Origin of the sequence: Plantactinospora sp. GCM10030261 (assembly GCF_042666615.1) — a bacterium.
In the GTDB taxonomy this organism is placed as follows: Bacteria; Actinomycetota; Actinomycetes; order Mycobacteriales; family Micromonosporaceae; genus KBS50.
Map to the genome: position 1 here is coordinate 64,600 of NZ_JBHTDD010000017.1, position 26,223 is coordinate 90,822.

The window sequence follows — 26,223 nt, forward strand, 5'->3', positions numbered from 1 at the left end:
CATGTTCGTCCTCTCTGGTGGGATCGGACCGGTGCGGGCGCCGGCGGGGCGGGGGGATGTCACGGCTTGTCCTTCCTCGGCGTGCCGGTGGTGGTGCGACGGACGCCTGGCCGTCCGGAACTCGCCCCGGCCAGTTGCGCCGCCAGCGCGGTCAGGTCGCTCGCGTCCAGCGCCGCGTCGGCGAAGGAGGTCAGGTCGGGCGGCGCGTGGTCACCGTCGCCGGCCGGTGTCCGTTGCCCGCCCGGCTTTCGGGGTTCCGGGGCCAGGGCGCCGGTCGTCCGGCCGCCTGCGTCGTGGGTGTGGGCCGTCCGGTCGTCGGCGGCGACCGCGGCGAGGTCCCGGACGGTCGGGTGGGCGAAGACGTCGGCCTCGGCGATCCGCAGACCGGCCCGCCGGGCCGCCCCGACCAGCCGGAGGCTGAGGATGGAGTCGCCCCCGAGGTCGAAGAAGTTGTCGGTGACGCCGACCTCGTCGAGCCGGAAGATCTCCGCCCAGATCTCGGCGAGGATCCGTTCGCGCGGGCTTTCCGGTGCCCGGTGGCGGCGGTCGGGAGCCGCTCCGGGGGCCCGGGTGTGCGGGGGCGCGTCGACCAGTTCGGCGTAGAGGCCCGGATGCCACCGGTGGGGCAGGTGCCCGGCGAACCGGGACCAGTCGGCGTCGGCGACCACCAGGCACGGCGGTCCGGACGCGGAGCCGGCGAGTACATCCAACCCGTCGGCCGGATCGAGGGGGTGCAGCCCGAGCGCGCTCAGCCGCTCCCGCTCCCGCTCACCCAGTCGCGCCGCCATTCCGGTGCCCGCCCAGGGGCCCCACGCGATGCTGACCGCCGGCAGGCCCAGGGACCGCCGGTGGGCGGCGAGGGCGTCCAGGAAGGCGTTCCCGGCCGCGTACCCGCCCTGACCGGCGGTGCCGACCACCCCGGCCAGCGAGGAGAACAGCACGAAGAAGTCGAGCTGGTCGTGCAGGGTGGCGAGGTGCAGCTGCGCGGCGGCCAGCTTCGGGCGCAGCGGGGTGTCGAGCCGGTCGGGGGTCTGCGCCCCGAGCGGGGCGTCGTCGAGGCCGCCGGCGGCGTGCACCACGCCGCGCAGGGGTGGACCGGCGCGTCGCGCGGTGGCCACCGCCAGGTCCAGCCCGGCCGGGTCGGTGACATCGCAGGTCAGGGTCCGGACCCGGTCGCCCGCGCCAGCGATCGGTTCGGCGTCCTCGGTGGTGGCGCCCCGGGACAGCAGCCACACCCGACCCGCCCCGCGTTCCAGCAGCCAGGCCGCGACCCGGCGGCCGAGACCACCGGTGCCGCCGGTGACCAGGTAGCCGCCGTCCGGGTGCACGGGCAGGCTCGCCGGTGGGTCCGCCGGCGCCGGCAGCAGCCGGGGCACCAGCAGCCCCGGCGGGCGGACAACCTGCTGCGGTGGCGGCGCGGGCGCGGTGAGCGCGGTGAGCACGGCAGCGGCGTCGGCGGCCGGGTCGTCGCCGTCGGGCGGCAGGTCGAGCAGGACGAGGTCGGCGTCCGGCCGCTCGGTCATCGCCACCCGGCCCAGCCCCCACACGGGAGCGTGGGTGGGGTCGACCGGCCCGGAGTCGGCCTGCTGGCAGCCTCGGGTGACGAGCACCAGTCGTGTCTCCGGGTGCCGGGCGGCCTGGGCGTGCAGCAGGCGCAGGGCGGTGTGTGCGCCATGGGCCTGCCGGCCGCACAGCGCCGCGAAGCCACCCGGTATGGCGGGGGTGTCGTCGAGGGGCCACAGCAGGGCGATGCCGCGCAGCGGCTCCGGTCCGTCCGCCAGCAGGGCGGGCAGCCCGCCGGGATGGTCAGTGACCGCGGCTGGCGCGATCGTCCGGCAGGTTCCGCCCCCGTCGCGTACGGCTGCCGCGACCCGGTCGGCGATTCCCCCGCCGTCGGCCAGGAGCAGCCAGTCGCCGCTGGTGTCCGCGGCGGGTTCCGCGGTGGGTTCGGCGGGACGCCAGTCGACGCGGTGGCGCAGCCGGTCACCGGCGTTTGCCTCGCGCAGCAGCGCGGTGCGGCGCACCCGGCGCAGCCGCAGGCCGTCGACGACCAGGCGGATCCGGCCGGCGGCCCGCAGGGTGGCGTCGAGGACCAGTTCCTCGCCGTCGGGGGTGGCCGACCGGAGTCGGGCCCGGCAGGTGAGGTCGTCGTTGGTGTCATCGTTCGGGGCGTGCCAGGCGAGCCGGTCGACGCCGACCGGAACGGCGAGCCCGCCACCGTCGGCCACCAGCGCCTGCGGGGCGAGCGCCAACACCAGGCGGAGGCAGGAGTCGAGCAGGCCGGGTTCCGGTCGGGTGGACGCCGGTACGACGGGTGGGCGGCGCAGCGTGGCGTCGACCTCGTCGCCGTGCCGGACGACCGAGTCCAGCCAGCGGTAGCGGGGGCCCAGGCGGTAGCCGGCGGCGCGCATCCGGTCCTCCAGGTCCACCACGTCGACGCCCGTCGAGTCGCGCGGGCCCGGCGGTGCGGCCGGCGGAGGGCCGGCCGGCCGCACGGTGCCGGTGGCGTGCACCCGCCACAGTGCCGGGTCGGCCCCGGTCGCGCTTACCACCTCAGCGGTGCGGCCGGTGCCGTCCGGGGCGCCGAGCAGCACCTGCACCCTGACCTGCTCACCGGTGGTCAGGGTGAGCGGTTCGGGGAAGGTCACGTCGCTGATCTCGGCGGTTGGTTCGCCGTCGGCGGCGGTCGCGGCGAGGATCGCGGCGAGGTGGTTGGCGGCCGAGACGACGGTCGCGCCGAACAGGCCGTGATCGGTCAGCCGCTCTGGCAGTTCGGGGCCGATGGTCTGCTCGAAGACGCTGCCGGTCAGGGCTGGCGACCGCAGCCGCTGCCCGAGTGGGCCCGGGTCGACGGTCCGGGTGGCCGTGCCGCGGGTGTCGCGCCAGAAGCGGCGTCGCTGGAACGGGTACGTCGGCAGCGGCACCGCCCGGGTGTCCGGGTAGACGCGGTCCCAGGCCACCGGCGCGCCCCCGCAGAAGGCGGCGCCGAGCGCGTCCCGGGCGACGGTGCGGTCGCGGCGGTTCCGGCGCATCGTCGGCACCCACCGGACGCCGGGTGCCGTCAGCGCCCCGCGCCGGGCGAGTGTGCCGAGGACCGGGTCGGGGCCCAGCTCCAGCACCAGTCCACAGTCCAGCTCGTCGAGGCGTCGTACGGCCTCGGCGAAGCGGACCGGCTCGCGGGCGTTGCGCCACCAGTAGTCGGCGTCCATCGGCCGGTCGAGCAGCCGTCCAGTGACGGTGGAGATCAGGTCCAGGCGTGGTGCGGCGGGCCGCAGGTGGACCGCCTCGGCGGTGAGTTCGGTGCGGACCGGGTCCGTCAGCGCCGAGTGGAAGGCGTGCGACACTCGCAGGTCGCGGTGCTGGACGCCGGCGTCGGCCAGGGCTCGCGCGACGCTCTCGACCGCGCCGGCGGGCCCGGAGACGACGGTCTCGGCGGGACCGTTGTGGGCTGCCACGGAGACGTCGGGGTGCCCGGCCAGCAGGGCCTCCGTGACTGGCCCGTCGGCGGCGACGGCGAGCATCCGGCCGCCGGTGGGCAGGGCGTCCATCAGGCGGGCGCGGACCGCCACCAGCCGCAGGGCCTGTTCGAGCGGGAGCACACCGGCCACGCAGGCTGCCGTGTACTCGCCGACACTGTGGCCGAGGACGACGGCCGGTTCCAGACCCCAGGAGCCCCAGAGCCGGGCGAGGGCGTACTCGACGGCGACCACGGCCGGCTGGGTCCAGCCGGTGCGGTGCAGCAGGTCACCGCCGTCGTGGAGCACCCGGATCAGGTTGTCGCCCAGGTGCTCGCCGAGGATGTCGGCGCACTCGTGCAGGGCGGCGCGGAACACCGGTTCGCTGTCGTACAGGTCCCGGCCCATGCCCGGGTACTGGCAGCCCTGGCCGGGGAAGACGAAGGCGATCCGCGGCGCGTCACGTACCTCGCCCTCGAGAAGGTCGTCGGCCTGGCTCCGGGCGTACCGGTCGAGGCGCCGCCGCAGGTCCCGCGGGTCGGTGGCGGTGACCGCCACCCGGTGCCGCAGCGGGGCGCGGAACCGGGCCGCGGCGGCGCAGACGGACGACGTGGACAGTTCCGGGTGCCGGTCGAGGTGGGCGGCGTAGCGCCCGGCGAGGGCCCGCAACGCGGCGGGTGACCCGGCGGAGAGCGGCAGCAGCAGGTCGGTGGAGCCGGCCGGGGTGGGCGCGGCGGGAGTGGGGCCGGCCGGGGTGGGCGCGGGCCGGTGCTCGGCGAGCAGCACGTGCGCGTTGGTGCCGCCGATGCCGAACGAGCTGACGCCGGCGACCCGGGGCCGGCCGTCCGGCGCCGGCGGCCAGGGCCGTCCGTCGGTGGCCACCGACAGGGGCAGCTCGTCCCAGGGCAGGCGCGGGTTGGGCGTGTGGAAGTTCAGGTGCGCCGGGATCCACCGGTGGCGCAGCGCCAGCACCGTCTTGATCAGGCCGACCACTCCGGCGGCGGCCTCCAGGTGGCCGATGTTCGTCTTGACCGAGCCGACCACCAGTGGGGCGCGCCGGTGCCGGCCCAGCACGTCGGCGGCGGCGCGCAGCTCGATCGGGTCGCCGAGCGGGGTTCCGGTGCCGTGCGCCTCCAGGTAGTCGACGTCGGCCGGGGCGAGACCGGCGGTGCGCAGCGCGTCGGTGAGCAGGTCCTGCTGCGCGGTGCCGTTCGGCACGGTCAGGCCGCTGCTGGCGCCGTCGTGGTTGACCGCCGATCCGGCGAGCACGCCGTGGATGTCGTCGCCGTCGGCGATCGCGTCGGAGAGCCGCTTGAGCACCACCATCCCGGCGCCCTCGCCCCGGGAGTAGCCGTCCGCCGCCGCGTCGAAGGTCTTGCACCGCCCGTCGGGGGCGAGCGCGCCGGCGCGGCAGAGGAAGAGGGTGATGTCGGGGGCGAGCATCAGGTGGGCGCCACCGGCCAGCGCCAGGTCGCACTCGCCGGCCCGCAGTGCCTGGGCGGCCAGGTGGACGGTGACCAGCGAGGAGGAGCAACCGGTGTCGACCGCCATCGACGGGCCGCGCAGCCCGAGCACGTACGACAGGCGGCCGGCGGCCACGCAGAAGAGGTTGCCGGTGCCGGTGTAGCCGTCGATCCGGCTCGGGTCGGCGATCTGCAGGCCCTTGTAGTCGTCGATGGACAGACCGGCGAATACGCCGCTGCGGGTGCCGCGCAGCCGGTCCGCCGGTATCCCGGCGTGCTCCAGCGCCTCCCAGGCCACCTCCAGCAGGAGCCGCTGCTGGGGGTCCATGCTCTCCGCCTCCACGGCGGAGATGCCGAAGAACTCGGCGTCGAAGGTGTCCACGGTGGGCAGAAAGCCACCGCGGCGGGCGTAGATGGTGCCGGGTTCGAGGGGGTCGTCGCTGTGCAGGGCGTCGACGTCCCACCGGCCGCGAGGCACCGGCCCGGTGGCGTCGACGCCGTCGCGCAGCAGTCGCCAGAACTCGTCGGGGCCGTCGGCGCCAGGCACCCGGCAGGCCAGGCCGACCACGGCGATCGGCTCGTCGGAGGCGGGCGGGCGGGCGGGCCCGGCCGGGGTGGTCGCCGGCCCGGCCGGCGGCCGGTCCGGGTCACCGCCGAGCCCGGCCGCGAGGTGGGCGGCGAGGTCGGCGATCGTCGGGTGGTCGAACGCCACGGTGGGCCCCACCGAGACGTGTGGGCGCAGGTCCGCGGCGAGCCGCTCGGCGAGGCGGACGGCGGTCAGCGAGTCGAAGCCGAGGGCGAACAGGCCGGCGTCGGCGGGGATCGTGGCGCGGTCGCGACCCAGCACCTCCGCCGCCCGGTCCACAACGTGGTCGCGTACCCGGTGGGTGAGTCCGGCCGGGCTGCCGGCGCGCAACCGTCGCACGACCGGTGCTCCGACGGACACCTGCTCCGGCTCGTCGGCCGGGGCGCCGGTGCCGCGGTGGATGGCCGGCAACGCGTCCCAGGTGACCGGCAGGCCGGCGAGGTAGAGGTCCGCGGCCAGGGCGTGGATCGCCTCGGCGGCGGCCCGGTCGGGGCGCAACGAGCCCAGCACGGTGGTGCCGGGTCGTCCGCCCAGGCACTGCAGCAGCGCGGTGCGCAGCACCGGGGTGGGGCTCACCTCCAGGTGCACGGCGGCGTCGGCGCGGGCCACCGCGTCGAGGAAGCGCACCGGGCGACGGGACAGCATCCCCCAGTGCTCCGCGTCCAGCCGGTCGCCGCCGACCAGATCACCGTGGACGGTGGAGACCATGTCGGTGGTGGTGGGCCGGTTGCGCAGCAACGGCCGCAGGTCCGCCACCAGTTCCCCGGTGAAGGGCTCCATCTGGGGGCTGTGGAAGGCGTAGTTGATGCCGAGGTCGCGGTGGAACACCCGGTCCGCGGCCAGCCGTGCCACGGCGGCGTCCAGGGCCGACCGTTCCCCCGACAGCACCACGCTGGCCGGGCCGTTGACGGCCGCCAGAGACAGCCCGGCGGGCAGGTCGGCGAGCAGCCGGGTGGCCCGCTCCGCGGGGAGGCCGACGGCGAGCATCCCGCCGCCGCCGGTGGCCCGCTGCAACATCCGGCCCTGGTGGTACGCGACCGCCATGGCGTCGTCGACGTCGAGTGCCCCGGCGGCGTAGCCGGCGGTGATCTCGCCGAGGCTGTGCCCGATCACCACGTCGGGTCGCACCCCGATGCTGTCCAGCAGGGCGAGCAGGCCGATCTCCACCGCGACGATGGCCGGCTGGGCGACGGCGGTCTCGGCGAGCCGGCTCGACGTCGCCGGCCGCCTGATCTCCTCCGTGACGGACCAGCCGCCCAACGCCTGGATGGCCGCGTCGCACCGGTCCAGGGCGGCCGCGTACGGGGCGCATCCGGAGAGGTCGTCGCCCATGCCGGGCCACTGCGTTCCCTCGCCGGAGAAGACCAGGGCCAGCCGTGGGGCAGTGCTGCCGGTGGCCGTGCGTACCCCCTCGGTGGGTTCTCCGGCGGCGGCCGAGCGGAGCGCGGCCAGCAACGCCGTGCGGTCGGCGCCGGTGACGACCAGCCGGTGCGTCGCGCCCGCCGGGGCGGCCCGGGTGGTCGGCTCGGACCCGGCGGCCAGGTGGTCGGCGGCCTCGGCGGCCCGGCGGCGCAGCGCGTCCGGGTCGGCGGCGCCGATCGGCACCATCCAGGACATGGTCACCTCCGTCACCGTGGTTCCTCCGCCGCCGGGACGGGGAACGGTGTGTCCTTGATCTGGTGACCGCCCAGTTCACCCTCCACGAGCAGTACCTTCGCGGCGGCGGGTCGGGCGGGCGGGCGGAGCGTTTCGGCGATCGGCCGGTGCGGGTCGGCTGTGATCGCCGCGAGCGTCGCGACGAGGTCGTCGAGCACCCGGCCGGCGGCGTCGTCGGTCAACAGGTCACGGTGGTAGGACAGGATCAGTCCCAGTTCCACCCCGGGCATCACGTCGAGGCGGAACGGCTCGGCCAGCCGGCTGAAGAACGTCGGAATCCGCTCGGTGGAGCCGAACAGGGTCGGGTCGAGGTTCTGGAAGACCAGGTACGCGTCGAACATCGGCCGGTCCGCCGGCCAGCCGGCCCATTCCGCCACCCGTTCGGGTGCGACGTACTGGTGGTGAGCGGCGTCGGCGCCGAGGGTCATGACGTGTCTGAGCAGTTCCGCGACGGGTCGGTCGGGTTCGGGCAGCCGCACCCGCATCGGCAGCACGTTCATCGTCGGGCCGGTCAGGTCCTCGATGCCGGGCAGGTCCGCCGGGCGGCCGTTGAAGAAGACGCCCAGGGTGGCCTCGCCCCGTCCGGCGTACCGGGCGAGCAGCACCGCCCAGGCGGCCTGGACCAGGGTGTTCGGGGGCATTCGCAGCCGCTGCGCGGTGTCCCGCAGCGCCTCGGTGACCCGGGCGTCCACCTGCAGGTGCTGCCGGGCGTAGCCGCGCTGGGTGCCGGGCCGGTTGCCAGGGGTGGACGTGGCCAGCGGGGTCGGTGACCATCCGTCGGCGAACATCTGCCGCCAGAACCCGGGCGTGTCGGCGGGCACGCCACGGCGGCGCAGCCAGCCGACGTAACGGCTGAACGGCACGTCCTCGCCGGCCAGCGGGGTCTGGCCGGCGAGCAGCCGGTGGTACTCCCCGATGACGTCGCTGAGGAAGACGCTGAGGCTCCAGCCCTCCATCCGCAGGTAGCTGAAGCTGAACACGGTGCGGTAGGCGTCCTCGTCCACCTTGGCCAGGAAGAGCCGGATGCCGGCCGGGTCCTCGGGGGCGCAGCCCACCGCCTGGTCCTCGCGCAGGAAGCGGGCCAACTCGGTGTCCTGTTCGGTGGCGGTGAGCCCGGTCCAGTCCGCGTACCGGGAGGGCAGCTCGACGTCGCGTCGTACCACCTGGAGGGGTTCGTCCAGGCCGGTCCAGACGAACATGGTCCGGAGCAGGGCGTACCGGCCGGCGAGCCCCGCCCAGCAGCGGCGCAGCAGGTCCACGTCGATCGGGCCGCGCAGGGTGTCGACGCGCTGCACCAGGTATTCGCCGGGCCGCCGGTCGGCGACCAGCCGGCGCAGCATGTGGGCCTGGTACGGGGCCAGCGGGAAGACCTCCGTCACGTCGGGGTCGGCCAGCAACTGCTCCCGGCGGGCCCGGTCGCGTTCCGACAGGTGCCAGTGGTCCGGCTGGGCCGGGTCGGCGGTGGGCGCGTCGACGGCACCGCCCTCGGCGAGGCGGGTGTCGGCGACCGCGGCGAGTTCCGCCACTGTCGGGTACGCGAACAGGTCCCGCGGCACCAGCGGCAGGCCGGCCTGGTTGGCTCGGGCCATCACCCGGATCCCGCGGATGGAGTCCCCGCCCAGTTCGAAGTAGTTGGCGGTGGCGCTTACCCGTTCCAGGCCGAGGACGGCTGCCCAGATGTCGGCGACGAGCCGTTCGGTGCCGTCGGCCGGCGCGACGTGCGCGCCGTGGTCCCGGGCCGCCACCGGTGGCGGTGCGGGCAGGTCCGACCAGGCGACCTTGCCGTTGAGGCTGAGCGGGATGTCGGGTACGGGGACGAACACCGACGGCACCGCGTAGCGGGGGATCCGGTCCTTCAGGTGGGCCCGCCAGCGGGGGCCGAGTTCGCCCATCAGGCGGGCCTGGCGGGGCCAGTTCGCGAGCGCGCCGGTGCGGGTCGGGGGCGCCGGGGGCCATGACGGTCGCAGGTCGGCGCGGTGGAACAGGGCGTCCATCCGGGTCGGGTCGCCGGTGGACGGGCCGACGACGACGCGTACGCCCAGGTCGTCGGCGAGTCGGTGCAGTGCGTCGGGATCGACACCGGCCGGTTCCCGGTCGATGCGGGCGCGCAGCTCCCGCACGGTCCGGCAGGCCGCGTCGCCGGCCCGCAGCACGGCGACCTCCCGGAGGCGTTCGTTGGGTATTCCGGTCACGGCGACCGCCGGTTCCTCCCCGAGCCGCTCCCGCAGCCGGCCGGCCAGGTCGGCGTCCCAGCCCAGCGGGTCGACGGCCGGATCCGGCGGGTCGGACGCGGGGTCGACGACCGGATCCGGTGTATCGGCGGACGCGGGGCCGACTGTCGGTTCCGGTGTGGCCGGGCCGTCGGGCGTGGGGTCGGCGGCGACGTGGACCACCACGTCGTAGCGGAACCGGCTGAGTTCGTTGTCGTACCCGCCGGGCTTGAGCCGCACCTCGACGGCGGCGACGCCGGGCCGGGTCGCGGGGAGGGTGGTGAACAGCGCCGGGTCGAGCGCCAGCTCCTCCTCCTGCCAGGTGCGGGCGGTCGCCCGGGCGAGCACCGTCGCCAGGTCGTCGTCCGGGTCCGCCCGGCGCAGTTCCACCGAGCGGTGGAAGTCGGTAAGCAGGGGCAGGCTGCGGACATCGCCGACGATCAGCCGGCCGCCCGGGGCGACGAGCCGCAGGCACTGCTCCAGCACCTGCCGCAGGTAGTCGACGTCCGGGAAGTACTGCACCACCGAGTTCAGCAGCACGGTGTCGAAGGAGGCGTCGGGCAGCTCGGCCAGCTCGTGCGCGGCCCGCTCGTCCAGGGTCACGCCGGTCAGCGCGCGGGCCTGGACCTCGTCCCGGAGCTGGTCGAGCGCGAACCGGGAGATGTCGGTGCCGTGGTAGGCCGCGGCGTGCGGTGCGATGCGCAGCAGGAGCAGCCCGAGCCCGCAGCCCACCTCGAGGACCCGGCCGGGGGACGTGGTCAGGGTCAGGGAGACGGTCTCGTCGACCCAGCGCCGCATCTCGTCGGCGGGGATCGGGGCGCCCGTGTAGCTGCTGTTCCAGCTGGAGTAGTTGCGCTCCGCCGCGTCGGGGGTCTCCGGTTCGGTGTACGCCTCGTCGAACACCCGCGCCCACTGGCGCACGGTGCCGTCCACGTCGGTCACCGGAGGCCGGTCCGCGGCCGACGGCCCGGCCGGCCCCGGGTGCTCCGGCTCGGCGTGCGGCACCACGTACGCCACGAGCTGGCCTTCGTCGCCGGTGTCCCGGCGGACGGTGACCACCGCGTCCCGCACGGTGGGGTGCTCCCGCAGGGCCGCCTCGGCCTCGCCCAGTTCGAAGCGGATGCCGCCGAGCTTGACCTGGAGGTCCGCGCGGCCGAGGTAGGACAGGGTGCCGCCGGGCCGCCACCGGGCGATGTCGCCGGTGCGGTACATCCGGGCGCCGGGGTGGTCGGTGAACGGGTCGGGGACGAACCGTTCGGCGGTCAGCGCCGGCCGGCCCTGGTAGCCCCGGGCCACCTGGATGCCGCCGATGCACAGCTCGCCGGGCACGCCGACCGGCACCGGCCGGCCGGCCGGGTCCAGCACGTAGATGCGGGTGTTGTCGACCGGCGCGCCGATCGACACGTCGGCGGTGTCCTCCCCCGGTGGGCACCGGTGGGCGGTGACGTCCACCGCCGCCTCGGTCGGTCCGTAGAGGTTGTCCAGCCGTGCGGGCAGCCGCTGCTGGAAACGGTGGACCAGGTCACGGGGCAGCGCCTCACCGCTGCACACCACCCGGCGCAGTCCCGTGCAGGTGGCCGAGCGCGGCTCGTCGAGAAAGAGCCGGAGCATCGAGGGTACGAAGTGGACGGTGCTGATCCGTTGGTCGTTGATCAGGTCGGCCAGGTAGCCGGGGTCGCGATGCCCGTCCGGGCGGGCCATGGTGACGGTCGCGCCGACCAGCAGCGGCCAGAAGAACTCCCACACCGATACGTCGAAGCTGGCGGGCGTCTTCTGCAGGACCGCCTCGCCGGCGGTCAGTCCGAAGCGGCGCTGCATCCAGCGCAGCCGGTTCACCACCGCGCGGTGGCTGTTCATCACCCCCTTCGGCAGGCCGGTCGAGCCGGAGGTGTAGATGACGTACGTCAGGTCGTCCTCGGTGACCCCGCTGGCCGGGGCCCGCTCGGACTCGTCGGCGCAGTCGTCGCGGTGCAGGTCGATCACCGGTGGCCCGCCGGCGGGCAGCACGTCCCGCCCGCCGTCGCCGGTCAGCACGACGCGCGCTGCGCAGTCGGCGAGCAGGTACGCCAGCCGGGCGGGCGGGTGGTCCGGGTCCAGCGGCACGTAGCAGCCGCCGGCCTTGATCACACCCAGCAGCGCCACCAGTAGCTCGGGTGAGCGGTCGAGGCAGACCGCGACGCGGCTGTCGGGGCGTACACCGTGGCGTCGCAGCCGGTTGGCCAGCCGGTTGCCGCGCCGGTCCAGTTCGGCGTAGGTCAGCGACCGGTTGTCCAGCCGGACGGCGACGTGCCGCGGGGTGCGCCGGGCCTGCTCGGCGATCAGTTCGTGCAGGACGCGCGGCGTGGGTTCCGGGGCGGCGGTGTCGTTCCACACCCGCAGGACACGGTGGCGCTCCTCGGCGTCGACGAGGTCCAGCCGCGACAGCGGGGCGTCGGGGTCGGCGCAGACCTGGTCGAGAAGGCGCAGCAGGCTGGCCAGGATCCGTTCGACGGTGTCCCGGTCGAACAGGTCGGTCGCGAACTCCAGCCCGCCGGGCAGGGTGTCCCCGGCGTCCGCCAGGGACAGCCACAGATCGAATTTCGCCGACCCGGTGTCGCCCTCGACGAGCCCGACGAGTTGGGTGTCGGCGGTCAGGTCGACCCGGGGCGGTGGGGTGTTGTTCAGCGCGAGCATCGCCTGGAACACGGGGTTGTGGCTGGTGCTGCGCTCGGGTTGCAGCTCGTCGACGAGCTTCTCGAACGGCAGGTCCTGGTGGGCGAAGTCGGCCGACACGTCGGCGCCGACCCGGGCCAGTAGTTGCCGGAACGTCGGGTCGCCGGTCACCGTGGTGCGCAGCGCGAGGGTGTTGGCGAAGAAGCCGAACAGGTCCTCCAGCTCGGGCCGGTTACGGTTGGCCACCGGGGTGCCGACGACCACGTCGCGCTGCCCCGACCAGCGGGAGAGCACCACCGTGAAGGCGGCGAGCCACACCATGAACAGGGTGCTGTCGGTGCCGGCGCACAGCGCGCGCAGCCGTCCGGTGAGCCGTTCGTCGACGGTGAACCGCAGGGTGTCGCCGCGGAAGCTCTGCACGGTGGGCCGCGGCCGGTCGGTCGGCAGTTCCAGCAGCGCGGGAATGCCGTCGAGGCGTTCCCGCCAGTAGCGCACCTGCCGGGCCAGCGCGGGCCCGGTGAGCTGCGCGCGCTGCCAGACCGCGTAGTCGGCGTACTGGAGTTTCAGCTCGGGCAGCCGGGGTGTGCCGCCGGTGACCAGCGCGGAGTAGCACTCGGCCAGTTCCCGGGAGAAGACCCGGCCCGACCAGCCGTCGGCGATCAGGTGGCTCCAGTTGACCAGGAAGACGTGCCGTCGCGGGGTGAGCCGGAACAGCCCGAACCGGACCAGCGGCCCGACCGCCAGCACGAAGGTGCGCCGGGCCTCCTCCTGAAGGGCCTGCCGTACCCGCGCGTCGCGTTCCGCCTCGCTCAGGTCGCTCAGGTCGGTCACCGGCAGGTCGACGGTCGCCGTTGGCGAGACCACCTGCACCGGCTCGCCGTCGGACTCCTGGATGGTGGTGCGTAGTGCCTCGTGCCGGTCGATGATGCGCCGCACGCTGTCGCGCAGTGCCGTCACGTCCAACGGCCCGCGTAGTTCCACCGCCATCGGTGTGTTGTACGCCGGGCTGTCCGGCACCATCCGTTCGAGGAACCACAGGCGCTGCTGGGAGAAGGAGAGCGGTGCCGGGCCGTCGTCGCCGCGGCGGGGGATTTCGTCGCGGTTGCCGCGCCGCCCCTTCGACCAGGCCGACAGCAGTGCCTGCTTGGCCGGGGACAGCGTCGGGGCGGGGCGGGGCGCGCGCTGCTCGTCGACCGTCATCGTGGCGTCCCGTCCGACTCGTCGTCGGCCGCCGCCGGAGGTGCGGGGCTACCCGCCGCCGCCTCGGGTGCGGGGCTGCCCGCCGCCGCCTCGGGCGCGGGGTGTTTCGGAACAGGACTCTCGCCGGCCGTGGGCGCGCCGTCCTGGAGGGCACGGATGATGACGGCCTGGGCGGCGATGGTGTGCGCCTTGAACAGTTCCTCCAGCGGCAGGTCCACCGAGAAGCGTTCCCGCAGCCGGGTGACCAGGCGGGTGGTGAGCAGGGAGCTGCCACCCAGGGCGAAGAAGTTGTCGTGCACGCCGACGGTCTCGAAGCCGAGCAGTTCCCGCCAGGCGGCGGCGATCGTCTCCTCCAGGTCGTCGCGGGGTGCCGCGTACTCGGTGGTCAGGTGGGGACGCTGATGGAGGGTGCTGCCGAGGTCGACGTCGAGGCTCGTCGGACCGGCGTCGACCGGCTCCGGCAGCCGGCTCAGCGTCACCGAGTCGTCCTGCACCGGGACGGGTGCGTCCTGCGGCGTGTCGATCCAGTAGCGGCGGCGCTCGAACGGGTAGGTCGGCAGGGATACCCGCCGGCAGGACTGGCCGGCCGCGAATGACTCCCAGTCGACGTCCACTCCGGACTCCCAGAGCCGAGCCAGGGTGGCCAGCAGGAACGCCTGGTCCGGCTGCGGGTCACGGGGGTGCCGGATCGAGGGCAGGACCGGCGGTGCCGTGCCGTCGCCGTTCGCCGCCACCAGCGCGCCGAGCACGGTGCCGGGGCCGACCTCGACGAGCATCCGGTCGGTGGAGCCGGTGAGCAGGGTCCGTACCCCGTCGCCGAAGCGGACGGTGCCGCGCAGGTGGCGTACCCAGTAGCCGGGGTCGGTGGCCTCGGCCGGGGTGATCCAGGTGCCGGTGACGTTCGAGACGTACGGCTGTGTCGGCTCGTGCCGGGTGAGGCCGGCAACGTGGGCGCGGAACTCGTCGAGCACCGGTTCCATGGCCACCGAGTGGCCGAGGGTCCGCACGTGCAGCCGGCGGAAGTCCACCCCATCGGCGGCGAGCCGGTCGGCCAACTCCTGGACGGGTTCGACCAGGCCGGAGACGGTGCACTGGCCGGGCGCGTTCACCGCGGCGATGGACAGGTCCGGCCCCAGCCGGGCAGCCAGGTCCTCCTCGGGCAACGAGACGGCGAGCATGGCGCCGCCGGGTAGCCGGTCGATGAGTTGGCCGCGCAGGACGACGGTGTCGATGGCGTCGGCGAGGTCGAAGACTCCGGCCAGGCAGGCGGCCACGTACTCGCCGCTGCTGTGGCCGAGCATCGCCTCCGGGCGCACGCCCCACGACTGCCAGAGCCTGGCCAGCGCGTACTCGACGGCGAACAGGGCGGTGGTCACGCCGACGGAGGTGCCGAGGAACTCCTGCACGGCCCGGTCACCGTCCGGGGCACGGACCACATCCCGCAGGTCGAAGCCGAGGCGGTCGGCGGCCAGGTCGGCGCAGCGGTCGAGATGCTCGGCGAAGACCGGCTCGGCGGCGTAGAGCTGGCGCCCCATCCCGACGTACTGGCTGCCGCCGCCGGGGAAGAGGAAGGCGACCGTGCGGGCGGGCCGGAACTCGACGGCCGTGGCCGGCGGGGTGCTCAGTGCCGCGGCGGCCTGGGTGGCGTCCCGGCAGACCACCGCCCGACGACGCTCGAAATGCCGCCGACCCACCTGCAACGTGTACGCCACATCCGCCAACCCCACCCCACCGCCAGCCAACACCCCACCCACCCCACGACCCACCGCCACCAACGCCGACGGCGTCCGCCCCGACACCACCACCACCTGCCAATCCCGCACCCCACCACCAACCGAACTCACCACCGGCGCCTGCTCCAACACCACATGCGCATTCGTCCCACCCACCCCCAACGCCGACACCCCAGCCCGACGCACCCCCGCCAACGGCCACGACACCAACCCACCATTGACAAAAAACGGAGACGACTCCAACGCCAACTTCGGATTCGCCTCCCGAAAATGCACCGTCGGCGGCACCACACCCTCCCGAACCGCCAACACCGCCTTCACAAAACCCGCCACCCCCGCCGCCGCATCCAAATGCCCCACATTCGTCTTCACCGACCCCAACGCACAAAACCCCACCCCATCCGCATCCACCCGAAACGCCCGCGTCAACCCCGCAACCTCAATCGGATCCCCCAACGGCGTCCCCGTCCCATGCGCCTCCACAAAACCCACCGACGACGCCGACACCCCCGCCACCGCCAACGCATCCGCCACCACCTGCGCCTGACCCACCGCCGACGGCGCCGTAAAACCCGCCTTACCACCACCGTCGTTATTCACCGCCGAACCCCGCACCACCGCATGCACCACATCCCCCGCCGCCACCGCATCCGCCAACCGCCGCAACACCACGACGGCCAGTCCGCTGCCGTTGACGGTGCCGGCGGCTGCCCGGTCGAAGGCGCGGCAGTGCCCGTCCGGGGACAGGGCCATGCCGTCCTGGTGGCGGTAGCCCTCGGCCTCTTCGGCCCGGACGCCGACGCCGCCGGCCAGGGCCATGTCACACTCCCCCGCCAGCAGGGACTGGCAGGCCTGGTGGATCGCCACAAGCGACGTCGAGCAGGCCGTCTGGATCGTCATCGCCGGGCCGTGCAGATCCAGCTTGTACGCCACCCGGGTGGCCAGGAAGTCGTCGTTGGAGCTGATCATCATGGGCAGGTAGTCGAGGTAGAAGGCCTGCGCCAGCGCGGGGTTGCGCATGATGTTGTAGAGCGAGTAGGTGTTCATGGACTGGCCGGCGTAGACGCCGATCCGGCCCGGGAACCGCGCCGGATCGTACGCGGCGTCCTCCAACGCCTCCCACGCACACTCCAGGAACAACCGATGCTGCGGATCGGTCATCTCCGCCTCATGAGCGTTGAACCCGAAAAACTCCGCGTCGAACAACTCCACCCCATCCAACCGCGCCTTCGCCGGCACGTAACTCGGATGCGAATACACCGACTCCGGCACCCCCGCCGCCGCCAACTCCGCCGCCGAGAAAAACGTCACCGACTCCACCCCGGCACACACATTCCGCCAAAACTCCGCCACATTCGACGCCCCCGGAAAACGACCCGCCAACCCAACCACCGCCAGCGCGTTCTCCAGTTCCTCGGGGAGTTCGGTGGTGGCGGTGGCCGGGACGGTGTCAGCGGTTCGGGCCGGCGTCATGGGCTTCCCCTCTCGGTGGCTGGTGAATGGCCGGGCCGGTTCGTGGCCGGTTCCGGTGAGCGGACCGCCGGCGGCGGCCGTACTCCACGTCGATCGTCGGCGCGGACCCGGTCGGCGCGGTGGCGGTCGGACCCGCCGCCGCGTCGAGGTACGTGGCCAGCCCGGCGATGGTCGGGAACTCGAAGACGGTAAGCAGCGCCAGGTCGACGCCGAACCGGTCCGCGAGGGTGCGCTGGAGTTCGACCGCGAGCAGCGAGTGGCCGCCCGCGTCGAAGAAGTTCTCGTGCGGACCGCAGTCGCGGCCGAGCAGGTCGCGCCACACCTCGGCGACCCGGCGGGCGGTGGCGCTCAGCGGCGCGCCCGGCCCGGCGGCGCCCGCGGTCAGGTCCGTACCGGGTGTCTGGGCCAGGGCCCGCCGGTCCACCTTGCCGTTGCTGTTCAGCGGCAGGCTCGGCAGGGCGACGTACCGAGCGGGGACCATGTACGCCGGCAGCGTCGCCGCGCACCAGGACCGCAGTTCGGTGGCGTCCGGTGCGGCGTCGCCCCGCCCCACCAGGTAGGCCGCCAGGTGCCGGCGGGTCGGGTCGGCACCTGCCAGCAGGACGGCCACGTCGGCGACCGTCCGGTGTCGACGCAGCGTCGCCTCGATCTCGCCCAGTTCGATGCGGTACCCGCGCAGCTTCACCTGGTTGTCGGTGCGGCCGAGGTACTGGACAACCCCGTCCGGGCGCAGCCGCACCACGTCCCCGGTCCGGTAGAGCCGGGCACCGGGCGGGCCGTACGGGTCGGGCACGAAGCGGTCGGCGGTGGTGGCCGGCGCGCCGAGGTATCCGTGGGCCACTCCGGCGCCCCCCACGTACAGCTCGCCCGGCACCCCGGGCGGCACCGGTTCACCGGCGACGTCAAGCGCGTACAGCCGGGTGTTGGAGGTGGGGCGGCCGATCGGGGTCGGTCGCTCGCCCCGGCGGACCCGGTGGCCGGCCGCCCACACCGTCGTCTCGGTGGGGCCGTACATGTTCCACACCTCGGGGCACCGGTCGAGCAGTTGCTCGGCGAGTTCGGGGGTGAGGGCGTCCGCGGTGGAGACCGCCAGCCGCAGGTCGCCGCCGTCCCAGCCGGCGTCGACAAGCAGCCGCCAGGTCGAGGGGGTGCCGTCGAGCACGCTGACCTGGTGTTCGCGGACGAGCCGGAGCAGCCTGTCGCCCTGGCGGACGTCGTCTTCGCCGGCGAGCACCACGTGCGCCCCGACGGTGAGCGGGGCGAGCACCTCGTAGAGCGCGATGTCGAAGCAGATGGTGCTGACCGCGAGGACCACGTCGGACGGCAGCAGGCCGGGACAGGTGCGGACGCCGACCAGGAAGTCGACGACTGCCCGGTGCGGCACCAGCACGCCCTTGGGTCGCCCGGTCGAGCCGGAGGTGTGCAGCAGGTAGGCGGGGGCTTCCGGAGCGACCCGGGGCAGTGGGCGGTCGGGCGGCGGCGCGTCGGCCGGGGCGTGCGGCGGGCAGGTCCGCCGGCCGGGGAAGCGGCCGGACCATTCGTCGGCGGTGACCACCAGCTCGACCCCGGCGTCGTCCAGCAGGTCGGCGTGCCGGGCGGCGGGGTGCGCCGGGTCGAGGGGCAGGTACGCCGCGCCGCAGTGCAGCACCGCCAGCAGGGCCACCACCAGGTCGGCGGTCCGGGGCAGGCAGACCCCGACCAGCCGATCCGGGCCGGCGCCGGCGGCGCGCAGCTGGTGCGCCAGCCGGTGCGCCCGCTCGTCGAGTTCGCGGTAGGTGTGCGCGCGGCCGGCGCAGGTCAGCGCCACCGCGTCCGGGGTGCGGGCGGCCTGCGCTGTCACCAGGTCGTGCACGCAGCCGGTGGACACCGGCGCGGCGGTGTCGTTCCAGTCGACGATGAGCCGGTGGCGCTGCGCGGTGTCCAGCAGCGGCAGCCGGGCCACCGGGCGGTCGGGATCGGCAACGGCGTGTCGCAACGCGACGACGAACTGGTCGCCCAGGCCGCGGACGGTGTCGGGGTCGAACAGGTCGGTGGCGTACTCGATGATGCAGAAGATCGCGTCGTCACCGGTGCGGTGGGCATAGAACGACAGGTCGAACTGGGAGTTCCCGCTGTGCTGCGGGATCGGCGTGACGACCAGTCCACCGGTGCGGAACGGGCGCATCGGCTCGTCCTGCCAGCTGAACAGGGTCTGGAAGACGGGGTGCCGGCTCAGATCGCGGACCGGGTGCAGGGCGTCGACAAGCATCTCGAAGGGCACGTCCTGGTGGGCGAAGTCCGCCGACAGGTCAGTGCGTACCCGGTCGAGTAGCTGCCGGACAGTCGGCTCCCCGTCGAGGCTGGTGCGCAGGGCCAGGGTGTTGGCGAAGAAGCCGAAGAGGTGTTCCAGCTCGGCGCGGGTGCGGTTGGCCACGGGCGTGCCGATGACCAGATCCTGTTGGCCGGACCAGCGGGACAGCACTGCCGCGAAGACGGCCAGGCCGAGCATGAACGGGCTCACCTGCTCGGTGCGGCAGAACCGGTGCAGCGCGGGGGCCACGTCGGTGGGCAGGTCGAGGCGGAGGGTGGTGCCGCGGTGGCTCTGCACGGCCGGTCGGGGCCGGTCGGTGGGCAGGTCCAGCACCAGTGGCGCGCCGGCCAGCCGGTCTCGCCAGTACCCGAGCTGCCGTTGCAGGACCGGCCCGGTCAGGTACGAGCGCTGCCAGGCCGCGAAGTCCGGGTACTGCAGCGGCAGGTGGGGCAGCCGGGGCTGGCGGCCGGCCAGCAGTGCGGCGTAGCCCGCTGCCAGTTCCTGTGCCAGTACGCCGCCGGACCAGCCGTCGGCGATGATGTGGTGCATCGTCACCAGCAGTACGTGCTCGTCGGCGGCGAGGCGGACCAGCAGTGTCCTGATCAGGGGACGGCGCAGGTCGAAGGGCTCCCGGGCGCGGGCGGCGATGGTTTCGTCGAGGCGGGCTTGCCGCCGGTCGTCGGGCACCGCGGTGAGGTCCAGCGTCTCGATCGGGGTGTCGTCGACCGGCTCGATCACCTGGACCGGCTCGTCGCCGTCGTCGTGGATGGTCGTCCGCAGCGCCTCGTGCCGGGTGCGGATCAGGCGCAGCGCGCGGTCCAGCGCCGCGACGTCGAGCGGGCCGGTGAGCCGGAGTGCGATCGCCATGTTGTGTACGCCGGCGTTCGAGCCGGCCAGGCGGTCCAGGAACCACAGCCGGCGCTGCTGGAACGACAGCGGGGCGGGTCGCCCGGGTGGCCGGAGCGGGATCGCGGTGGCGGCGGTGCCGCGGGTCGCCGTCATCGTCCCGCCTCCGCCGGGTCCGTGTCGCTGATCAGTTGTTCGGCGTCCTCGTCGGAGAGACCCTCCAGCTCGGCGAGGAGCCGGTCCTGGAGCAGGTCGGCCTGTTGGGCGATGGTGCGCCGGGCGAAGGCTTCCGCGACGGTGATCGGCACCTGGAAGGTGTCCTGGAGGCGGGCGACCAGCCGGCCGGTCAGCAGCGAGTCCCCGCCCAGGAGCAGGAAGTCGTCGAAGACTCCGATCTCGCGGTAGCCAAGCAGTTCCCGCCACGCCTGGGCGACTGTCTCCTCGATGTCGGTGCGTGGTGGTTCGTACTCCGTATGCAGGTCGGGTCGGTCGTGTTTCGGGCCGGCCGCGGTGGGCGTCTCCTGCGGGACGGGTGCGGATCCGTTGAGCAGGCTGTAGCGGCGACGCTCGAACGGGTAGGTCGGCAGGGACACCCGGCGGCGCCGCTCACCGGCGGAGAAGGCGGTCCAGTCGATCTCCGTGCCGGCCAGCCAGAGCCGGGCCAGCGCGCCGAGCAGGGTCTCGTTCTCGTCCGCCCCGGAGGCGGCGGGCAGGGAGGCCACGATGGAGGTGGTGGTCTCGACGCCGGCCGCCCGGCTCATCGCCAGGGCCATCGTGCCCAACGCGTGTCCCGGCCCCACCTCAAGGAACGCGGCGTCGGAAAGGGTGGCGGCGGTGCGCAGGTTGTCGCCGAAGCGGACGGTTGCCCGCAGGTGGCGCACCCAGTAGGCGGGGTCGGTGGCCTCGGCGGCGGTGAGCCAGGCGCCGGTGACGTTGGAGCCGACCCGCGCCTGCGGGGGTCGCAGCGTGACGGTGGCCAGGTGTGCCGCGAACTCGTCCAGCAGCGGGTCGAGCATGCGCGTGTGCGCGGCCTGCCGTACCCGGACCGGCTTGGCGCGCATACCGTCGGCCCGCAGGGTCGCGTGGGCCGCCTCGACGGCGGCGGCCGGGCCGGAGAGCACCGTCTGCTCGGGCCCGTTGACGGCCGCGATGTCGAGTTCGTCGCCCGCGTACCGGGCGGCGTCGGGCTCGGGGAGGTTGACCGCGAGCATGGCGCCCTCGGGTAGCCGGTCGATGAGTTGGCCGCGCAGGACGACGGTGTCGATGGCGTCGGCGAGGTCGAAGACGCCGGCCAGGCAGGCGGCCACGTACTCGCCGCTGCTGTGGCCGAGCATCGCCTCCGGGCGCACGCCCCACGACTGCCAGAGCCTGGCCAGCGCGTACTCGACGGCGAACAGGGCGGTGGTCACGCCGACGGAGGTGCCGAGGAACTCCTGCACGGCCCGGTCACCGTCCGGGGCACGGACCACATCCCGGAGGTCGAAGCCGAGGCGGTCGGCGGCCAGGTCGGCGCAGCGGTCGAGATGCTCGGCGAAGACCGGCTCGGCGGCGTAGAGCTGGCGCCCCATCCCGACGTACTGGCTGCCGCCGCCGGGGAAGAGGAACGCGACCGTGCGGGCGGGCCGGAACTCGACGGCCGTGGCCGGCGGGGTGCTCAGTGCCGCGGCGGCCTGGGTGGCGTCCCGGCAGACCACCGCCCGACGACGCTCGAAATGCCGCCGACCCACCTGCAACGTGTACGCCACATCCGCCAACCCCACCCCACCGCCAGCCAACACCCCACCCACCCCACGACCCACCGCCACCAACGCCGACGGCGTCCGCCCCGACACCACCACCACCTGCCAATCCCGCACCCCACCACCAACCGAACTCACCACCGGCGCCTGCTCCAACACCACATGCGCATTCGTCCCACCCACCCCCAACGCCGACACCCCAGCCCGACGCACCCCCGCCAACGGCCACGACACCAACCCACCATTGACAAAAAACGGAGACGACTCCAACGCCAACTTCGGATTCGCCTCCCGAAAATGCACCGTCGGCGGCACCACACCCTCCCGAACCGCCAACACCGCCTTCACAAAACCCGCCACCCCCGCCGCCGCATCCAAATGCCCCACATTCGTCTTCACCGACCCCAACGCACAAAACCCCACCCCATCCGCATCCACCCGAAACGCCCGCGTCAACCCCGCAACCTCAATCGGATCCCCCAACGGCGTCCCCGTCCCATGCGCCTCCACAAAACCCACCGACGACGCCGACACCCCCGCCACCGCCAACGCATCCGCCACCACCTGCGCCTGACCCACCGCCGACGGCGCCGTAAAACCCGCCTTACCACCACCGTCGTTATTCACCGCCGAACCCCGCACCACCGCATGCACCACATCCCCCGCCGCCACCGCATCCGCCAACCGCCGCAACACCACGACGGCCAGTCCGCTGCCGTTGACGGTGCCGGCGGCTGCCCGGTCGAAGGCGCGGCAGTGCCCGTCCGGGGACAGGGCCATGCCGTCCTGGTGGCGGTAGCCCTCGGCCTCTTCGGCCCGGACGCCGACGCCGCCGGCCAGGGCCATGTCACACTCCCCCGCCAGCAGGGACTGGCAGGCCTGGTGGATCGCCACAAGCGACGTCGAGCAGGCCGTCTGGATCGTCATCGCCGGGCCGTGCAGATCCAGCTTGTACGCCACCCGGGTGGCCAGGAAGTCGTCGTTGGAGCTGATCATCATGGGCAGGTAGTCGAGGTAGAAGGCCTGCGCCAGCGCGGGGTTGCGCATGATGTTGTAGAGCGAGTAGGTGTTCATGGACTGGCCGGCGTAGACGCCGATCCGACCCGGGAACCGCGCCGGATCGTACGCGGCGTCCTCCAACGCCTCCCACGCACACTCCAGGAACAACCGATGCTGCGGATCGGTCATCTCCGCCTCATGAGCGTTGAACCCGAAAAACTCCGCGTCGAACAACTCCACCCCATCCAACCGCGCCTTCGCCGGCACGTAACTCGGATGCGAATACACCGACTCCGGCACCCCCGCCGCCGCCAACTCCGCCGCCGAGAAAAACGTCACCGACTCCACCCCGGCACACACATTCCGCCAAAACTCCGCCACATTCGACGCCCCCGGAAAACGACCCGCCAACCCAACCACCGCCAGCGCGCTGTCGAATTGGTCGTCGAGGTGCGCGGCTAGCTCGGTCATCGGTCCGTCCCTTCCGCGAGGCGGCGCTGTTCGTGTGCCTGCCGGCGACGTGCCAGGCCGCCGCGAAGGGCGTCCCGCCGGCGCTGTGCGTAGCCGTCCGGTGCCTGCGGTTCCGGCTTGCCGGCTGGGTCCGGGGTGGTGCGGATGCGGTCCAGGTGGGCCGCGAGCGAGGCCACGGTCGGGAACTGGAACAGGTCGACCACGTTCAGTTCGACGCCGAGCCGTTCGGCGAGTTGCTGGCGGGCGCGCAGTGCCAGGAACGAGTGGCCCCCGAGGTCGAAGAAGTTGTCGGTGCGGCCCAGCGGGGGGACGTCGAGTACGCGGGCCCACACCTCGGCGACCGCGCGTTCGGTGTCGGAGACCGGGGGCTCGACGGTGCTCTCCGGGCGCAGCGGCTGGCCGTCCCGCCAGGACAGTCGGTCCCGGTCCAGCTTGCCGTTGGGGGTGACCGGCAGGGCGTCCACCACGGCGAGGGCCGCCGGCACCATGTAGCCCGGCAGGTGCCGGCGGGCCACGGCCTGCACCTGCTCGTACGTCGGCCTGGGGCCGTCGGCGAGGACAAGCAGCGCGGCGAGGTCGCGGCGGTCGGGGCCGTCGCCCCGGACCACGACGGCGGCCTCCCGGACGGCGGGATGGGTCAGCAGCACCGCCTCGATCTCACTCGGCTCGACCCGGAAGCCGCGCACCTTGAGCTGGCTGTCGAGCCGGCCGAGGAAGTCCAGTCGGCCGTCGGACAGCCAGCGGACGAGGTCGCCGGTGCGGTACAGCCGGCCACCCGGCGCGCCGCCGAAGGGGTCGGGGACGAAGCGCTCGGCGGTGCGTCGGGGGTCGCGGAGGTAGCCCCGGGCGACCTGGTTCCCGCCGAGGCAGAGTTCTCCCGGCACGCCGACCGGCACCGGACGGCCCGCCCCGTCGAGCACGTAGGTGGTGACGTTGGCGATCGCCCGTCCGATCGGGGGTGCGTGCACCACCGGCCCGTCCTGCGCGGGCACCAGGTCGGCCGTCGCTACCACGGTGTTCTCTGTCGGGCCGTAGTGGTTGACCAGTTGGGTGCCGAGCCCGGGCGGCGGGGTGCGGGTGAGGGCGTCGCCTCCGGTGAGCAGCAGCCGTAGGGCTGACCCGGTCATCGCCGGCTCCGCCAGGACGGCCTCGGCGACAGTGGTGGGCAGGAAGGTGACCGTGATGGACTGGTCGACCAGCCACCGCGCCAGCCGGTCCGGTGCGACCCGGATCGGCTCGGGCGGTACGTGGAGCGTCGCGCCGCCGGCCAGCGCCGCCCAGAGTTCCCAGGTACAGGCGTCGAAGCCGGGGCTGGCGACGAGGGTGGCGCGGTCCCGCGGCCCGATCCGGTAGGTGTCGAGGTGCCAGTGCACCAGATTGGTCAGCCCGCCGTGGGTGACCTCGACCCCCTTCGGGCGCCCACTGGAGCCGGAGGTGTAGATGACGTAGGCGATCTCCCGTGGGTCCGGCTCGGCCGCGGCGACCACGGTGTCGAGGGCCCCGGCGGCGGTGGCGACGTCGAGCACCGGGGTGCGGGCCGCCGCGAACCGGCCGGTGAGTTCCTCGCTGGTCAGCACGGCGCAGGCCGCGCTGTCGGCGAGGGTGTAGGTGAGCCGGTCCGGCGGATAGCCGGGGTCGAGCGGCACGTAGGCCGCGCCCGCCTTCAGCACCGCGAGGAAGGCGGTCACCAGTTCCGGGCCCCGCTCCAGGCAGACGGCCACCCGGCGGCCGGGTGCCGCGCCGAGGGCCCGTAGCCGGGCGGCGACGGCGTCGGAGCGGCGATCGAGTTCCGCGTACGTCAGCGTCGTGTCGCCGGTCCGCACGGCGGGCGAGTCCGGGGCGGACCCGGCGCGCCGCGCTACCAGGTGGTGCACCGGCTCGGTGGGGTGCTCGCGGACCTGGCCGCTCCAGCGGCGGATGATCCGGTCCTCCTCCTCGGGGTCCAGCAGCGCCGCCGCTGACAGTGGTCGGTCGGGGCCGCCGCACAGGGAGCCGAGAATGGCCCGGTACTGGTTCATCAACTGGGTGATGCGTTCGTCGTCGAACAGCTCGGTGCTGAACTCGAACTCGCAGTCGATGTGCGTGTCGCCCTCGAACGCCATCACCGAGAGGTCGAACTTCGAGACGTCGCCGACCATGTCGAGCAGTTCCACCGTCAGCGGGCCGACACGCAACCGTTCGAACGGGGGGAGGTTCTTCATCGCGAACACGATCTGGAACAACGGGTGGCGGGCCGGGTCCCGGACCGGACGCAGCCGCTCCACCAGCAGTTCGAACGGGGCCTCATGGTGCGTCTGGGCATCGAGCACGACGTCACGCACCCGGCTCACCAGGTCGGCGAAGGTGGGGTCACCGGAGACGTCGGTACGCAGTACGACGGTGTTGACCAGCAGGCTGACCAGCGGCTCCAGCTCCATTCGGTCACGCCCGGCGACAGGCGTGCCGAGCACGACGTCGGACTGCCCGGTCTGCCGGTGCAGCAGCGCCACGAAGCCGGCCAGAAGCACCATGAACGGTGAGGCCGCGTACCACCGGGCGGCGGCCCGGACCTGGTCGGTGAGGTTGGCGTCGAGGCGCACCGTGCGTCGGGCACCCCGCCAGCCGAGCACGGCGGGGCGGGTGCGGTCGGGGGCCAGTTCGGTGGCTGATGCGCCGGCGAGCTGCCGTTCCCACCACGCCAGCTGGTCGTCGAGGTCGCCGGCGCGGACCCGGTGCTGCTGCCAGCGGGCGTGCCCGGCCGGGTCGACGGTCGGCCGGGTCGGTGCGGTTCCGTGTCCGGTCGCGGCCGCGTAACAGCGCATCAGGTCGTTGACCAGGACGCTGAGTGACCAGCCGTCGACGACGATGTGGTGCAGGTTGAGGAAGAGCCGGTGGTCGTGTGCGTCGAGCCGGAACAGTCGGGTCCGCAGCAGCGGACCGTGTCGGAGGTCGAACGGAGGCTGGTGTTCGGCGGCGACGGCGTCGCGTACCCGGGCCTCCCGCTGCTCGGCGGCCAGGTCGGTCAGGTCGGTCAGGTCGAGCCGGGCGGCGGGCGGGTCGACGACCCGCTGCACGGGGTCACCGTCGATGTCGTCGAACACGGTGCGCAGGGCGGGATGGAGCGCGACCAGCCGGTCGAGGGCGTCTTGCAGGGCGGGCACCGACAGCGGTCCGGTCAGCCGTAGCACCGCCGGGACGTGGTAGGCGGGGCTGTCCGGCTGGAACTGGTGCAGGAACCACAGGCGGCGCTGCGGGAAGGAGACCGGGGCCGGCGCGGCCGGGTCCGGTGCCGGTGTGGCGGCCGCGAACTGTCGCGGGCCGCCGGTCGTCGCCGTGTCGAGAGACGCGGTGGAGTCGTCCGTCGGGTCGCTGGCGAGGAATTCGGCTCCGGCCGCCAGCCTGCTGGCCAGCCGGGCCCGGGCCGCGTCGGATGATGTTCGGCGCACGGTACCGCCTTCTGCTGGGACGGAC

Annotated in this window: 6 protein-coding genes; all 6 read right to left on the reverse strand. The window is 73.9% G+C overall.

Features of this window, described 5'->3' with window-relative positions; genetic code table 11:
* Positions 1-59: 59 nt before the first annotated feature.
* The 6 genes from ACFQUZ_RS20375 to ACFQUZ_RS20400 are packed head-to-tail and all read right to left on the reverse strand — an operon-like array spanning position 60 to position 26,198.
* A complete protein-coding gene (locus tag ACFQUZ_RS20375; protein WP_377444534.1) occupies positions 60-7,136 on the reverse strand; it encodes an SDR family NAD(P)-dependent oxidoreductase in 7,077 nt (2,358 codons plus the stop codon).
* Positions 7,133-13,222 carry an amino acid adenylation domain-containing protein gene (locus ACFQUZ_RS20380; protein WP_377444537.1) on the reverse strand — a complete coding sequence of 2,030 codons (6,090 nt, stop codon included), beginning with the start codon at positions 13,220-13,222 and terminating at the stop codon, positions 7,133-7,135. The genes ACFQUZ_RS20375 and ACFQUZ_RS20380 overlap by 4 nt, the downstream gene beginning before the upstream one ends.
* The gene (locus ACFQUZ_RS20385; protein WP_377444540.1) at positions 13,219-16,428 is read right to left on the reverse strand and encodes a type I polyketide synthase; all 3,210 of its coding nucleotides are present in this window, start codon (positions 16,426-16,428) and stop codon (positions 13,219-13,221) included. Before ACFQUZ_RS20385 ends, ACFQUZ_RS20380 begins: the two co-directional genes overlap by 4 nt.
* Positions 16,406-19,720 carry an amino acid adenylation domain-containing protein gene (locus ACFQUZ_RS20390; RefSeq protein ID WP_377444542.1) on the reverse strand — a complete coding sequence of 1,105 codons (3,315 nt, stop codon included), beginning with the start codon at positions 19,718-19,720 and terminating at the stop codon, positions 16,406-16,408. Before ACFQUZ_RS20390 ends, ACFQUZ_RS20385 begins: the two co-directional genes overlap by 23 nt.
* A complete protein-coding gene (locus ACFQUZ_RS20395) occupies positions 19,717-22,773 on the reverse strand; it encodes a type I polyketide synthase (RefSeq protein WP_377444544.1) in 3,057 nt (1,018 codons plus the stop codon). The genes ACFQUZ_RS20390 and ACFQUZ_RS20395 overlap by 4 nt, the downstream gene beginning before the upstream one ends.
* Positions 22,770-26,198: an amino acid adenylation domain-containing protein gene (locus ACFQUZ_RS20400; RefSeq protein WP_377444546.1), complete on the reverse strand. Its 3,429-nt coding sequence runs from the start codon at positions 26,196-26,198 to the stop codon at positions 22,770-22,772. Before ACFQUZ_RS20400 ends, ACFQUZ_RS20395 begins: the two co-directional genes overlap by 4 nt.
* Positions 26,199-26,223: the final 25 nt, after the last annotated feature.